Raw genomic sequence first — 14,447 nt, 5'->3', positions numbered from 1 at the left:
TAACTGTGCGAACAACGCCATACACCGTCGGGGAGGCCGGTGCCCCATGACCGCACCGGTCTGGCTGGCGTCACCTCCGGAGGTGCACTCTGCGCTGCTCAGCGCGGGGCCAGGCGCCGGCCCGCTGCTGGAGACGGCGTCGGCGTACTTGGCGATCAGCGCCGAATACGCCGAGGTGGCCGCCGAACTCGACGCGGTCCTGGCCGGAGTGCGGGCCGGTAGCTGGCAGGGGCCCAGCGCCCAGCAGTACGCGGCCGCACACCTGCCCTACCTGAGCTGGCTGATCGAGAGCTCCGCCCAGACCGCAAGCGCGGCAAGCCTGCATCAGACCGCCGCCGCGGCCTACACCGCCGCGCTGGCAGGCATGCCCACGCTGGCCGAGTTGGGCGCCAACCACGCCGTACACGCGACGCTGGTCGCCACGAACTTCTTCGGCATCAATGCCATCCCGATCGCGGTGAACGAAGCCGACTACGTCCGGATGTGGATTCAGGCCGCGGAGATGATGACCGTCTATCACGCCGTCGCGACAACGGCTCTGACCTCGGTTCCAGCGGCGGCTTCCGCGCCGCCGATCGTGACCCCGGGCACTGCGCAGGCCGCCGCTCCGAGCCTGGAACAGCAGATCGCCGACCTGCTCAAGCAGTACAACATGGGCTTCGCGGACCCGATCGCCCGCTGGCTGTGGTCGCAACTGGGCGTCGACGGATATCCGATCGAGGCGTTTCCGTTCGCCAGCTCGGTCACCCAGATGCTGCTGCAGATCCCAGGGATGACGCCGATTCTGGCCGGGGCGCTGGGATGGACCACCTTCCACACGCTGATGCTGGTGTGGCCGATGGGTCAGATCGCCGTTCAGCTGGCGATCCCGATCATGCTGGCCGCGGCGCCCGCGCTCGCCGCCGCCGCCGGCCTCGGCGCGCTCGGGGCGATCGGGGCCGCCGGCGCCGACCAGGCGCCAGAACCGACCCCGCCGATCCCGATGGGCAGCGTCAGCCCGTCGCTCCCCGCCAGCATCCCCGTGCCGGCCGGCGCCGAGGCGTGTGCCTGCGCGGACCCGATCTCCTCGGCGGGTCCGACAGCGCCGAGCACCGCCAGTGCTGGCCTGCCGGCCGGCGGCGGCGCGGCGGGCGGGGGCCCGGGAGTCGGATTCGGGCCGACATCCTGCCTGTACCTGGTGAGCAGTGCCGCCACGTCGGCCCGTAGCCCCAGTGCTGCGCGGCGTTCCCGCACAGCCGGCGAAGAGGCGTCGGCGGGCGAGGGCGCCCCCGATGAATCCACGGCAACGGGCCTGGCCGCCAAGCGCCGGCAGCGGCGGCGCGCCCAGCAGCGCGGCTTCGGCGACGAATACCTGGACATGTTCATCGACGTCAGGCCGGAGTGGGATGGACCCCCGAGCGCGCCACGCGTCTCGGATTCCGGCGCCGGCTCGCTGGGCTTTTCCGGGACGGCGACCGGGACCGGCCGGCAGGCGGCCGGGATCGCCGTGCTGACCGGTGACGCACTCGACACCGAGCCGCGGATCCCGATGCTTCCGGGCAGTTGGGGCGAGCACTCGCACTGATCGAGCCAGAGCGCAGGGGCGTGGCGGCTACCCCTGCGGCCAGTGGGCGCGCCACTGGTCTTCGGTGGGCTCCCCGTCGATCACCTTTTCCACGGACCGCACGGTGTCCATGAAGTCCAAGACCGCGCTGCGCAGCTCATTCTCGGCATCACCCCCGGCGGCGACGGTGACGCTGGTGACCGCTGCGGGAATCAGATCTGCGGGCACGCCGGCACGGGCGAGCCGCTGCAGCACCTTGCTGGCCAGCGCCAGGGCCGGTTGAGCTGTCGGCAGGTCGTCAAGGATCGAGTCACGCGACTGCTTTTCCAGAGCCTTGCGCTCTTCCCACTGCGCCACCTGGTCGGCCACCGAGATCTCCTCGCCGGCCAGCACCGCCGGTGCCCGATTGCCCAGCTTGCGCAGCAGCGACTCGGCTACATCGTCGATGGAAAACGGGTTCTCCGACGCATCCTCGGCGATGCGGGCATGGAACAACACCTGCAGCAGCACGTCACCGAGCTCGGCGCACAGCTCCTCGGGGTCGCCGCCGCGGACCGCGTCGAACAGTTCGTAGGTCTCCTCCAGCAGGAACCGGCGCAGCGAATCGTGGGTCTGCTCGCTCTCCCACGGGCCGGTGCTGCGCAGTCGGTCCATCACGGCGACCGCATCGATCAGCCGCTCGCCGGGTGCTGCATCCGGCGCCGCGATCAGTGCGTCACCGGCGGCCAGCCGGGCAACGACGTCGGGATGGTTGCGGTCCGAGGACAGCAACACCGGAGCCTGCACCTGCGAGTCGCCGCAGAGCACCGATCGCGCCGCCGGCAACGACCACGGCACCACGATCGGCAGTTCCTCGGTGTAGGCGACCTCCCCGGCCAGCAGCGCCAGCGCTTCGACCGGAACCAGTGAGGGCCGGCGGGGGTCGACCAGGACGACGGTCATCGTGGCCTACCGTACTGCGGGCACCGCGCCGGTGACGTCCACCTGGCCCTGCGGTTTGCCGTCCAGCGCCGAAATCAGGTCGGCCACCATCTGGACGAGCTCGATGTCGCGCAGACGTGGCGCGCCGACGGAGGCGCCCGCGCCGCCGGCCCGCGGTATCGGAACCTGCACAGTGGCCGTGGTGGCACGGTAGCTGGCCGAGGGATGCATCCGCTTGAGCCGCAACTGGGCCGAGTCCGGCAGGGTGAGGGGAGCCAGCCGCAGCGTGGTCGCCGACGCCGCCGACACTTCGGTGACTCCGGCCGCGCGGCACAGCAGCCGCAGTCGCGCCACCGCCACCAGTCGATCCGCCGGTTCGGGCAGCGGTCCGTAGCGATCGGTCAGTTCTTCGATCACCGCCCCGATCGCGGCTTCGTCGGGGGCGGCCGCCAGGCGGCGGTACGCCTCCAACCGCAGGCGGTCGGAGTTGATGTACTCCGGCGGCAGATGAGCGTCCACCGGCAGGTCGATCCGGACGTCCTTGACCTCCTCGGTGGTGACCGTCTCACCGTTGAACGCCGCCCGATACGCCTCGACGGCCTCGCCGACCAGCCGCACGTACAGGTCGAAGCCGACCCCGGCGACGTGCCCGGACTGCTCCACCCCCAGCACGTTGCCGGCGCCTCGGATCTCCAGGTCTTTCATGGCCACCGCCATGCCGGCGCCCAGTTCGTTGTTCTGGGCGATGGTGGCCAGCCGGTCGTGGGCGGTCTCGGTCAGCGGAGTCTCGCGCGGGTAGAGGAAGTAGGCGTAGCCGCGTTCCCGGCTGCGGCCCACCCGGCCCCGCAACTGATGCAGCTGCGACAGGCCGAAGGTGTCGGCGCGTTCGACGATCAGGGTGTTGGCGTTGGAGATGTCCAGGCCGGTCTCGATGATCGTGGTGCACACCAGGATGTCGTACTCCCGGTTCCAGAAGCCCTGCACCGTGGTCTCCAGCATCTCCTCGGGCATCTGGCCGTGCGCGACGACCACCCGGGCTTCGGGTATCAGACCCCGCACCCGGGCCGCGGCGGCGTCGATCGAGCTGACCCGGTTGTGCACGTAGAACACCTGGCCGTCGCGCAGCAGCTCGCGGCGCAGCGCGGCCGCCACCTGCTTGTCGTCGTGTGCGCCGACATAGGTGAGCACCGGGTAGCGGTCTTCGGGCGGAGTGAGGATGGTCGACATCTCCCGGATGCCGGCCAGGCTCATCTCCAGGGTGCGCGGGATCGGGGTGGCGCTCATGGTGAGCACGTCGACATGGGTGCGCAACGCCTTGATGTGCTCTTTGTGCTCGACGCCGAACCGCTGCTCCTCGTCGACGATCACCAGGCCGAGGTCCTTCCAGCGCACCCCGGTCTGCAGCAGCCGATGGGTGCCGATCACCACGTCCACCGAGCCGTCCGCCAGACCGGCGATGGTGGTCTTGGACTCGGCCGCGTCGGTGAAGCGCGACAGTCCCTTGACGGTGACCGGGAATCCGGCCATCCGGGTGCTGAAGGTCTGCAGGTGCTGATCGGCCAGCAGCGTGGTGGGCACCAATACCGCGACCTGCTTGCCGTCCTGAACTGCCTTGAAGGCTGCCCGGACCGCGATCTCGGTCTTGCCGTAGCCGACGTCGCCGCAGATCACCCGGTCCATCGGGACCGGCTTTTCCATGTCGGCCTTGACCTCGCTGATCGCGGTGAGCTGGTCCATGGTCTCGGTAAACCCGAACGCATCCTCCATCTCGGCCTGCCACGGACTGTCCGGGGCGAAGGCGTGCCCGGGTGCCGCTTGGCGCTTGGCGTAGAGGGCGACGAGTTCGTCGGCGATCTCCCGAACCGCTTTGCGCGCTTTGGTCTTGGTCTGGCTCCAGTCGCTACCGCCCAGGCGGCTCAGTGCCGGGGCCTGCCCGCCGACGTAGCGGGACAGCTGGTCCAGGGAGTCCATCGGGACGTAGAGCTTGTCGGTTCCGTTGGCGCCACGCTTGCCCGACGCATACTCCAACACGAGGTATTCGCGGCGCGCGCCGCCGACGGTGCGCTCGGTCATCTCCACGAACTTGCCGATGCCGTGCTGGTCGTGGACCACCAGATCCCCGGCCGTCAGCGCCAGCGGGTCGACGGCGTTGCGGCGTTTGGCCGCCAACCGCTTGCCTTCCGGTCCGCTGACCCGGTTGCCGGTCAGGTCGGCCTCGGTGACCACCACCAGATTCGCGCCGGGGATCACCAGCCCCTCGTGCAGCGGACCCTGCAACACCCCGACCACCCCGGGCTGCGGGGCCGCGCCGGCCTCCAACAGTGTCGCCGCGGTCTCGGATTCGGCCAGCTGCTCGACGAGCCGCCGGGCGGTGCCCACACCGGGGGCGACCACCGCCGCACGTCCGCCCGTCGCGGTGTGCGCCCGCAACATGGCGAAGATCTCGTCGATGTCGCGTTGGCGGCCCCGGGCCGACGGCGAGGGGCGCACATCGAGTTCGGTCGCCTCGGGGTCGGGCAGCTGGCTCAGCGTCCACCAGGGATGCCCGGTGTCCAGCGCCACCTTCTTCACCTCGGCGAGGTCACGGAATCCCGATCCACCGAGCTCTTCGATGTCGATCGGTGCATCGCCTCCGATCGCCGCGACCGACCAGGAGGCCTCGAGAAACTCGCGGCCGGTCTTGATCAGGTCGGCGGCGCGGGCCCGGATCTTCTCCGGATCGCAGAGCAGCACCGGGGTGCCGGCGCGCAGCTGATCGGTCAACAGCGCCTGCGGGCCGGGCCGCAGTACCGGCCCCAGCGCCTCCATGCCGTCGACCGGGATGCCCTCGGCCAGCTTGGCCAGCATCTCACCGACGGTTCCGATGACAGCATTGTCGGTCTGCGGTTGCGCGCCCGCCAGTTCCGCGGCGCGGGCCCGCACGTCATCGGTGAGCAACAGCTCCCGGCAGGGCATCGCCACCACCGTGCCCACCTCGACCTCGGGGATCGAGCGCTGATCGGCCACCGAGAACGGCCGGATCTCGGTGATCTCGTCGCCCCAGAACTCAATGCGCGCCGGATGTTCGGCAGTCGGCGGGAACAGATCGAGGATGCCGCCGCGCACAGCGAACTCACCGCGCTTGCCCACCAAGTCCACCCGGGTATAGGCCAACTCGACCAGCCGGGCGATCACCGCCTCGAACGAAGTCTCGTCACCGACAGCCAGCAGTACCGGCTCGACGGCGTCCAGCTGGCCGGTCATCGGCTGCAGCAGCGACCGGGCGGTGGTCACCACCACCCGCAGCGGCGGGCCCAGGCGTGCGTCGTCGGGGTAGGCCAGCCGGCGCAGCAGCAGCAGGCGGGCGCCGACGGTGTCCACTCCGGGTGAGAGACGCTCGTGCGGCAGCGTCTCCCACGACGGGAACAGCGCCACCGCGTCGCCGTAGACACCACGCAGCTCCGCGGTCAGGTCGTCGGCCTCGTGGCCGGTGGCGGTGACCACCAGCAGCGGCGCGTTGCGGGCCAGGGCGGCGGCGGTGAACGGCCGCGCACCGACCGGGCCGATCAGGCTGAGTTCGGCGGGCGACTCGCCCGCGCGCTCGATGAGTTCGGCGAAGGCCGGCGCGGTGAGCGCCTGGCCTACGAGCCCCGCGATCGGGGTGTGGACAGTCTGGTACCCCGGTGCGGTCATGATGCGGGCAATTCTAAGCGGTGCGCAGCGGGCCACCGATATGCGTTGGGTGCATGCCCTATTCGTCGTGCAGCGTCGGGTCGGACTCCAGGTGCGTCAAGCCGTTCCAACACAGGTTGACCAGGTGGGCGGCCACCACTTCCTTCTTGGGTTCGCGGACATCGAGCCACCACTGGGCCGTCATCGACACCGAACCCACCAGCGCCTGGGCGTACAGCGGTGCGGTCTCGGGGTCCAGACCACGCTTGGCGAAGTCGCCGGCCAGGATCGACGACACCTGACCAATGGCGTCATTGAGCAGAGTCGAATAGGTGCCCGAACTGATCGACGCCGGCGAGTCGCGGATCAGAATGCGGAACCCGTCGGTGTGCTCGTCGACGTAGGTCAGCAAGGCCAACGCGACCCGCTCCACCCGCAGCCGGGACTGGTTGTTGGTGGCCTTGGTCAGCGACGTGGTGATGCCGTCCAGCAACGCCGACATCTCACGGTCGACCACCACCGCGTACAGGCCCTCTTTGCCGCCGAAGTGCTCATAGACCACCGGCTTGGACACATTCGCGCGTTGCGCGATCTCCTCGATCGAGGTGCCCTCATACCCCCGCTCGGCGAACAATGAGCGGGCCACATCGATCAGTTGGTGCCGGCGCTCGCTACCTGTCATCCGGGCTCGCGGCGCCCGACCGTCCTTGTCCAGACCAGCCACGCGACCAGGGTAGTCCGTTGGACTAGAGTCACTGGGCAGCACCGATCCGTCGTGGTGTAATCGGCAGCACCTCTGATTTTGGTTCAGATAGTTCAGGTTCGAGTCCTGGCGACGGAGCTCACGGATTTGCGCGCACTTTTGCCGCGAACGCGCGCGGAGTGACAGGCTAGACGCCGTGTCGACGCCCAACCTCACTCCCGCGTCCCCGGATGCCGGCCAGCACGCCGTCATCGTCCTGGCGGCCGGAGCCGGCACCCGAATGGTCTCCGACACCCCCAAAGTGCTGCATGAGCTGGGCGGGCGCAGCATGCTGTCGCACTGTCTGACAGCGGCCGCCGGCGTCACGCCGCGGCACCTGGTGGTGGTGCTGGGCCACGCCCACGACCGCATCATCGGGCCGGTCGCCGAGCTGGCGCAGGCCCTGGACTGCGACATCGAAGTGGCCCGCCAAGACCAGCAGCTCGGCACCGGTCACGCGGTGCTGTGCGGCCTGGCGGCGCTGCCCGACGACTTCACCGGCACCGTGGTGGTCACCTCCGGCGACATTCCGCTGCTGGACACCGTGACACTGCAGGCCTTGATCGAGGCGCACCGTACCGCCCCGGCCGCGGTCACGGTGCTGACCACCACCCTGGCCGACCCCACCGGCTACGGCCGCATCTTGCACACCCAGGACGGTGAAGTCACCGCGATCGTCGAACAGGCCGACGCCACCGAATCCCAGCGCGAGATCCGCGAGGTCAATGCCGGGGTGTACGCCTTCGACATCGCGGCGCTGCGGTCCGCGCTGGGCCGCCTGGGTTCGGACAACGCCCAGCACGAGCTCTATCTGACCGACGTGATCGGTATCGTCCGCGGCGACGGCCAGGTGGTGCACGCCCGTCACGTCGATGACTCGGCGCTGGTGGCCGGGGTCAACGACCGCGTACAACTGTCCGAGCTGGCCGGCGCGCTCAACCGCCGCGTGGTGGCCGCCCATCAGCGCGCGGGGGTCACCATCATCGACCCGGCCAACACCTGGATCGACGTCGACGTGACCATCGGCCAAGACACCACCGTGGCACCCGGAACCCAGCTGCTGGGCCGGACCGCGATCGGCACGCACTGCACGATCGGGCCCGACACCACCCTGGCCGACGTCACAGTGGGCGACGGTGCGTCGGTGATCCGCAGTCACGCCACGTCCTCGGCGGTCGGCGCGGGCGCCGCCGTCGGGCCGTTCAGCTATCTGCGGCCCGGCACCGTGCTGGGCGCCGAAGCCAAACTGGGTGCGTTCGTCGAGACCAAGAACTCCACCATCGGCACCGGAACCAAGGTGCCGCACCTGACCTACGTCGGCGACGCCGACATCGGCGACCACAGCAACATCGGCGCCTCCAGCGTGTTCGTCAATTACGACGGCCAGACCAAACGGCGTACCACCGTCGGCTCGCACGTGCGGACCGGCTCGGACACCATGTTCGTCGCGCCGGTCAATATCGGCGACGGTGCCTACACCGGCGCCGGGACCGTGGTACGCCACGATGTGCCCCCGGGCGCGCTGGCCGTCTCGGCCGGCCCGCAGCGCAACATCGAGAACTGGGTACAGCGCAAGCGGCCCGGCAGCGCGGCCGCGGCGGCGGCCGATGCCGCGAACTGCGCCGAAGAAGCCGGCCAGACTTCACCTGATCTGTCATCGTGAGCTTGATCGCGTTGAGGCAGCCCGAGGCGAAATCGCGCACCGGGCTACGTACCATAAGGCCCGAGTTAACTCGACCGAAATCCACAATCTTCTATGGCGGGGGCAGCACGTGAGCCACGATTGGACAGACAATCGCAAGAACCTGATGCTCTTCGCTGGTCGTGCGCACCCGGAGCTGGCTGATCAGGTCGCAAAGGAACTGGACGTACCGGTTACCGCGCAGACCGCGCGGGACTTTGCCAACGGCGAGATCTTCGTGCGATTCGACGAGTCCGTGCGCGGCTGCGACGCCTTCGTGCTGCAGTCGCACCCCGCACCGCTGAACCAGCACCTGATGGAACAGCTGATCATGATCGACGCGCTCAAGCGCGGCAGCGCCAAGCGGATCACCGCGATCCTGCCGTTCTATCCCTACGCGCGCCAGGACAAGAAGCACCGCGGCCGTGAGCCGATCTCGGCTCGCCTGGTGGCCGACCTGCTCAAGACGGCCGGCGCCGACCGGATCGTCACGGTGGACCTGCACACCGACCAGATCCAGGGCTTCTTCGACGGCCCGGTGGACCACATGCGGGCCCAGCCGCTGCTGTGCGGCTACATCCGGGACAACTACCTCAACAACGGCAAGGACGTCGTTGTGGTCTCCCCCGACTCCGGCCGGGTGCGGGTTGCCGAGAAGTGGGCCGACTCGCTGGGCGGCGTGCCGCTGGCCTTCATTCACAAGACCCGTGATCCGCGGGTGCCCAACCAGGTCAAGGCCAATCGCGTAGTCGGCGAGGTCACCGGCAAGACCTGTGTGATCACCGACGACATGATCGACACCGGCGGCACCATCGCCGGGGCGGTCGGCCTGCTGCGCGAAGCGGGGGCAGTCGAAGTGGTGATCGCCGCCACCCACGGTGTGCTGTCCAGCCCGGCATCCGAGCGGTTGGCGGCCTGCGGCGCCAGCGAGGTGATCGTCACCAACACCCTGCCGATCACCGAGGACAAGCAGTTCCCGCAACTGACCGTGCTGTCTATAGCTCCTCTGCTGGCCAGCACCATCCGGGCCGTGTTCGACAATGGCTCTGTCACCGGGCTTTTCGACGGAGACGCCTGACATGGCCGACGCGGTCGTCTACCACAACCCGCGTTGCTCGACCTCACGCAAGACGCTGGAACTGCTGCGCGACAACGGCATCGAGCCGACAGTCGTGCAGTACCTCAAGACTCCGCCGTCGCGTGCGGAGCTGGCGGAGATGATCAGCGCCGCCGGGATCGGTGTACGCGACGCGGTCCGCAACGGTGAGGCGGTCTACGCCGAGCTGAACCTGGCAGATGCGACCGATGACGAACTGCTCGATGCAATGGCCGCGAACCCGATCCTGATCCAGCGCCCCTTCGTGGTCACCGGAAACGGCACCCGGCTGGCCCGCCCGATTGACGCGGTCCGCGAGATCCTGTGACCGCGCTGCGCGTGGCCGCCGCGGCCTTGGCGTGTACGGCCCTGATCAACACCACATCGGGCTGCGGGACCAAAACTCCTGACTATCAATCGATTTGGGGCAACGGTAGTACGACCACCACCTCATCGGAGCCCGAGGCCCCGGTCACCGTGGGCCGATACCTGGAGGACCAGGGAGTGGTGGCCGAAGCGGTCGCCCCCAACGCGCCGACCGACCTGACCGTGACGATCCCCACCCCGCCGGGTTGGACCAGGAAACAGAATCCGATGCTGCCGGCGACCACCCTGGTCCTGGGCAAAGGCGAGAAATTTCCGCGCGCCATATTGAGCGTGGTCAAGCTGACCGGCAACTTCGACTCCCACGAGGCCATCCGCCACGGGGTTGTCGACGCGCAGCTGTCCCCGAATTTCCGGCTGCTCGATGCCTCCAACGAGGACTACCAAGGATTTCCGTCGTCGATGGTTCAGGGCACCTATGACATGGACGGGCAGCGACTGCACAGCTGGTTCCGGATGGTGATCGCCACCGGCTCCAAGCCCGCCGAGCAGCGTTATCTGGTGCAGTTGGCGGTCACCGCCCCGGCCGATGACGCACCCAAGTACGCCACCGATGTCGAGGCGATCATGAACGGATTCACCGTCGCCGCAAAGTGAGCGCAAAGTCCGCCGCGTTTGCCACCGGAGCTTGTTAGAGTGCGTCACACCCGTTGAAGGGAGTTCGGAAAATGTCCCTCATCCGCCTGTCATCGCTGAGCCTCGGCATCGTCGGCGTCGCCACCGGTCTGCTCACCGCGGCCACGGCGCTGGCCGACCCGCAGCCCGGCTGCACCGCGGCCGACATGGCCAATGTGGCCACCGGGGTCGCCGCTTCAACCTCGGGCTATCTCTACGCCCATCCCGACGTCAACGAGTTCTACACCGGTCTCCGCAGCCGCCCCGACGACGAGATCCCCGAGGCGGTCCGCAGCTTCTTCGCCGACCACCCGCAGGCCCACGACGACCTGCTGGGGCTTCGTCAACCGCTGACCGACTTCCGCGCCCGCTGCGGTCTGCCCCAGCCCGAGCGCCCACTGCTGGACCAGTGATGAGGCGCCGGATCTGGGCCGTGGCGGCAGTAACGCTGAGCACCCTGCCGGGTGCGGTGGTCGTGTTCACACCGGCCGGCACCGCCTCCGCGGGCTGCGTCGGCGTGGGCCGCCGTGTCTACGTCAGCGGGTGCGCGGACCCCGTACCGCCGCCGGCCTATTACGCGCCGCTCCCCGAAGACGTGCCGCCGCCGCCACCCCCACCGCCCCCGCCGGTCAGCACCTGCGTGGGCTACAACGGCCGGTGGGTGCACGCCAACAACTGCAACTAGGGCGTTTTCTGGCTAGCCCTTGACGGCCTTGGGCACTTCCCAGCTGCCGTTGAGCGCTTCCTCTTTCGGCCAGTACAACCGCAGGATCAGCTGGAACGGCCCGTCCGGCGCGGGCAACCAGTTCGCTTCCCGGTCCGCCCCCGGCGACTGGTGCGAGACGTTGACGGTGATTCCCCCGTCGGGGTCGCGGATCAGGTCCGGCAGCATCGGCGAGTTGATCAGGTACCGGTTGATCGGGTTGGCCACCAGCAGGCTTTCGGGCATCTTGTACATGGTCAGCGACCAGAACGAGTTGACCGGCGGCAGTGCATCGGGGGCGAACCGCAGCGTGTAGCGATGCGCCCCGGTCAGTGGGTCGCCGGCGGAATCCACGGCCAGCACCGGATAGATCGCCTCGTCCCGGGCGTTGCCGTAGATCCCGAGTACCGCACCGGCCATCCGGTACAGGTAGTTGCCGTCGAGGAACTCCCTGGTGCCGAACAACTGTCCGGAGGTCACCTGGCCGGTGTCGAGCTCGTCCTTCTTGAACGCATCGAGCTCAGCCCAGGCGTCAGCCATCCCGGCCTGCACCGCGTCGCGGGTCTCGGTGTCGAGGTTGTCTGCGTTGAAGGCGCCGTCGGGGCCGATACCGAGGCTGGCGAACCGGGCCCGCAGATCCTGTTCGGCCGGCAACACCGGCGCGTACTTGAGCACGAAGCTCAGGATCTCGAAGAAGCGCAGGGAGGTCTTCTGCTCCTCCGGGGTCAGTGGCGCGATGAAATCCACCGGCGGGGCGCTGAGGGCGGGCTGGCCGAGGTAGGCCGACAGCGGCTGCACGGTGTAGCCGGCCTGGACCTTCTTGACGTTGTCGATGTCGGCCGGATCGAACAATTGGGTGCGGTAGATCACCAGCGCGAAGTCCGTCTCCGAGCGGATCACCTGATCGACGTCCTCGGGCTTTTCTCCCTTCCAGCCGGGTCCGGCCAGCAGGTATTTACCGCCGCCATTGCCGGTGGTGCGACTGCCCACGTAATCGAAGTCGTAGGTATAGGCGTCGATGAACTGCAGCGAGTAGTAGCGGCCGGCCTCGATCGGCGGCACCGTCAGCACCAACGGCTCGGCGCGCAGATCCGCACCGAGCATCGTGTAGGGCGTGTCGGCGTTCGGGGTCTGCACAGTGGTGTCGGCGGGCGTGAAGACCCTCGCGGTGCTCAGCGCCTGGTTCCACGCGCCCTTGTCCTGCGGACCCGCCTTGCCGACGAAGAAGGCGTGCTGGATGCGGTAGGAGTCGACCATCGGGAAGCCGTAGACGTAGGCCTCCTTCGCGATCTCGCGCACCTGATCGGCGGGGGTCAGTGCCGTGTCGGCGGGTTCGGCCTGCTGCCTGGTGCCGCATCCGCTGACCATGGCCAGCATCACGACAATCACTCCCAGGGTGGTCCAGTGCTTCACGTCGTTTCCCGTCTGATCAGCATTCCAGCGCCAGTCCCGGCGCCTCGTTAGAGTGTCAGCCATGAGCTCCTGGACCGCCAGTGATCTGCCGTCGTTCGCCGGCCGGTCTGTGATCGTCACCGGCGCCAACAGCGGTTTGGGAGCCGTCACGGCCCGCGAGCTGGCCCGCGTGGGCGCCGCCGTCACCCTGGCGGTCCGCGACACCGCCAAGGGCCAGGCCGCCGCGGCGCACATGCCCGGCGACGTGACCGTTCGCGCCCTGGATTTGGCCGACCTGTCCTCCGTGCTGCGTTTCGCCGAGGAGACCACGCAGGTGGACGTGCTGATCAACAACGCCGGGATCATGGCGGTGCCCTACGCCCCCACCGTCGACGGCTTCGAAAGCCAGATCGGCACCAACCACCTGGGCCATTTCGCGCTGACGAACCTGCTGCTGCCCAGGATCGTCGATCGGGTGGTGACGGTCTCGTCGGCCATGCACCGGATCGGCTACATCAGCCTGAAAGACCTGAACTGGCAGTCGCGCCGGTACTCGGCGTGGCTGGCCTACGGCCAGTCCAAGCTGGCCAATCTGCTGTTCACCAGTGAACTGCAGCGCCGGCTCGTCTCGGCGGGTTCACCGGTGCGCGCACTGGCCGCCCACCCCGGCTATTCGAGCACCAACCTGCAGGGCCGCACCGGAAATCGGGTCAGTGACCTCGTGATGCGCACCTTGGGCAATGGCCTGTTGGCCACCAGCGCCGATTTCGGGGCGCGCCAGACGCTCTACGCGGCATCAGCGGACCTGTCGGGCAACACCTTCGTCGGGCCGCGCTTCGGCGTCGTCGGGCCCAGCGGCTCGGTGGGCCGCAGCCTACTGGCCAAGCGGGGCTCCACCGCCGCCGGATTGTGGGAGCTGTCCGCGCAGCTCACCGGGGTTCAATTTCCGCTCTGAGCTGCTGATGCGCTAGCCTGACCAGGCGTCACGGCGAGGGCGGCCCCATGCGGCCGCCGTTATCGACGAGGACCTCCGCAAAGGGTTGTCGCGATCTGGCCGTGCCTGACACAGCCGCCGCAACCAAGGAGTTCCTCATGGCCAAGACCCCCACCACCAACCAGCTGACCGCTTCGGTGCGGACCGAGACGGGCAAGGGCGCCTCACGCCGGGCCCGCCGCGACGGCAATGTCCCCGCAGTCCTCTACGGTCACGGCACCGACCCGCAGCACCTGAACCTGCCGGCCCGCGAGCTGGCGGCCGTGCTGCGCCACTCTGGCACCAACGCCGTGCTCACCCTCGACATCGAGGGCAAGGAGCAGCTGGCGCTGACCAAGGCTCTCGACATCCACCCGATCCGTCGCACCATCCAGCACGCCGACCTGCTGGTGGTGCGCCGCGGCGAGAAGGTCACCGTCGAGGTCAACGTCGTCATCGAAGGCGACCCCGCTTCCGGCACCCTGGTCACCCAGGAGACCAACGCCCTCGAGATCGAGGCTGAGGCAATGTCGATCCCCGAGCAGCTGATCCTCTCCATCGAGGGCGCCGAGGCCGGCACCCAGTTCACCGCCGGCGGCCTGGAACTGCCCAAGGGTGTGAGCCTGATCTCCGACCCGGAGCTGCTGCTGGTCAATGTGATCGAATCGCCTTCGGGCGAAGAGCCTGCCGACGCCGCGGACTCGGGGGCCGCTGCAGGGAACGCGGCCTCCGAGTCCGAGTAAGCC

13 protein-coding genes and 1 tRNA gene are annotated in these 14,447 nt (G+C 68.8%); 10 read left to right on the top strand and 4 right to left on the bottom strand.

What is annotated here, in order from left to right; translation table 11 throughout:
* The first annotated feature begins 46 nt into the window (after positions 1-46).
* Positions 47-1,564 carry a PPE family protein gene (locus tag G6N09_RS13015; RefSeq protein WP_083025701.1) on the top strand — a complete coding sequence of 506 codons (1,518 nt, stop codon included), beginning with the start codon at positions 47-49 and terminating at the stop codon, positions 1,562-1,564.
* A gap of 27 nt (positions 1,565-1,591) precedes the next feature.
* Here G6N09_RS13015 and G6N09_RS13010 read toward each other — a convergent pair whose 3' ends face one another.
* From G6N09_RS13010 to G6N09_RS13000, 3 genes are read right to left on the bottom strand one after another with little or no spacing between them, the layout of a single operon-like run.
* Positions 1,592-2,485 carry a nucleoside triphosphate pyrophosphohydrolase gene (locus G6N09_RS13010; RefSeq protein ID WP_083025704.1) on the bottom strand — a complete coding sequence of 298 codons (894 nt, stop codon included), beginning with the start codon at positions 2,483-2,485 and terminating at the stop codon, positions 1,592-1,594.
* A 6-nt stretch (positions 2,486-2,491) separates the two neighbouring features.
* The gene (gene mfd / locus G6N09_RS13005) at positions 2,492-6,136 is read right to left on the bottom strand and encodes a transcription-repair coupling factor (RefSeq protein ID WP_083025707.1); all 3,645 of its coding nucleotides are present in this window, start codon (positions 6,134-6,136) and stop codon (positions 2,492-2,494) included.
* Between the two features lie 58 nt (positions 6,137-6,194).
* Positions 6,195-6,797, bottom strand: a complete 603-nt coding sequence (locus G6N09_RS13000) for a TetR/AcrR family transcriptional regulator (RefSeq protein ID WP_024442510.1) — start codon at positions 6,795-6,797, stop codon at positions 6,195-6,197.
* Between the two features lie 87 nt (positions 6,798-6,884).
* On the opposite strand from G6N09_RS13000, the gene G6N09_RS12995 reads away from it, so the two are divergent.
* From G6N09_RS12995 to G6N09_RS12965, 7 genes are all read left to right on the top strand, one after another.
* Positions 6,885-6,956: transfer RNA gene (locus G6N09_RS12995), tRNA-Gln, on the top strand.
* A 142-nt stretch (positions 6,957-7,098) separates the two neighbouring features.
* The gene (gene glmU / locus G6N09_RS12990) at positions 7,099-8,520 is read left to right on the top strand and encodes a bifunctional UDP-N-acetylglucosamine diphosphorylase/glucosamine-1-phosphate N-acetyltransferase GlmU (RefSeq protein WP_109558918.1); all 1,422 of its coding nucleotides are present in this window, start codon (positions 7,099-7,101) and stop codon (positions 8,518-8,520) included.
* 109 nt (positions 8,521-8,629) lie between these two features.
* A complete protein-coding gene (locus G6N09_RS12985) occupies positions 8,630-9,616 on the top strand; it encodes a ribose-phosphate diphosphokinase (RefSeq protein WP_083025709.1) in 987 nt (328 codons plus the stop codon).
* Position 9,617: 1 nt separating this feature from the next.
* Entirely contained in the window at positions 9,618-9,962 is a 345-nt protein-coding gene (gene arsC / locus G6N09_RS12980) for an arsenate reductase (glutaredoxin) (protein ID WP_083025712.1), read from the top strand.
* On the top strand, positions 9,959-10,615 hold the full coding sequence (locus G6N09_RS12975) for an LpqN/LpqT family lipoprotein (RefSeq protein ID WP_083025715.1): 657 nt from the start codon (positions 9,959-9,961) through the stop codon (positions 10,613-10,615). Before arsC ends, G6N09_RS12975 begins: the two co-directional genes overlap by 4 nt.
* 71 nt (positions 10,616-10,686) lie before the next feature.
* Positions 10,687-11,046, top strand: coding sequence for a heme-binding protein (locus G6N09_RS12970; protein ID WP_083025717.1), 360 nt, complete (start codon positions 10,687-10,689; stop codon positions 11,044-11,046).
* Positions 11,046-11,318: a hypothetical protein gene (locus G6N09_RS12965; RefSeq protein ID WP_083025720.1), complete on the top strand. Its 273-nt coding sequence runs from the start codon at positions 11,046-11,048 to the stop codon at positions 11,316-11,318. The genes G6N09_RS12970 and G6N09_RS12965 overlap by 1 nt, the downstream gene beginning before the upstream one ends.
* 12 nt (positions 11,319-11,330) lie before the next feature.
* On the opposite strand, the gene G6N09_RS12960 is transcribed toward G6N09_RS12965, so the two are convergent.
* The gene (locus G6N09_RS12960) at positions 11,331-12,713 is read right to left on the bottom strand and encodes a DUF1254 domain-containing protein (protein ID WP_083025928.1); all 1,383 of its coding nucleotides are present in this window, start codon (positions 12,711-12,713) and stop codon (positions 11,331-11,333) included.
* A 97-nt stretch (positions 12,714-12,810) separates the two neighbouring features.
* Between G6N09_RS12960 and G6N09_RS12955 the strand changes: the two genes are divergently transcribed.
* Both G6N09_RS12955 and G6N09_RS12950 read left to right on the top strand, forming a co-directional pair.
* Positions 12,811-13,683: an oxidoreductase gene (locus G6N09_RS12955; RefSeq protein ID WP_083025721.1), complete on the top strand. Its 873-nt coding sequence runs from the start codon at positions 12,811-12,813 to the stop codon at positions 13,681-13,683.
* Positions 13,684-13,820: 137 nt separating this feature from the next.
* Positions 13,821-14,444 carry a 50S ribosomal protein L25/general stress protein Ctc gene (locus G6N09_RS12950; RefSeq protein WP_083025930.1) on the top strand — a complete coding sequence of 208 codons (624 nt, stop codon included), beginning with the start codon at positions 13,821-13,823 and terminating at the stop codon, positions 14,442-14,444.
* The last annotated feature ends 3 nt before the right edge of the window (positions 14,445-14,447 follow it).

Source organism: Mycolicibacter minnesotensis, assembly GCF_010731755.1.
Lineage (GTDB): Bacteria > Actinomycetota > Actinomycetes > Mycobacteriales > Mycobacteriaceae > Mycobacterium > Mycobacterium minnesotense.
Note: the sequence above shows the minus strand (reverse complement) of the source record. Positions and strands in the feature narration are given on the sequence as shown.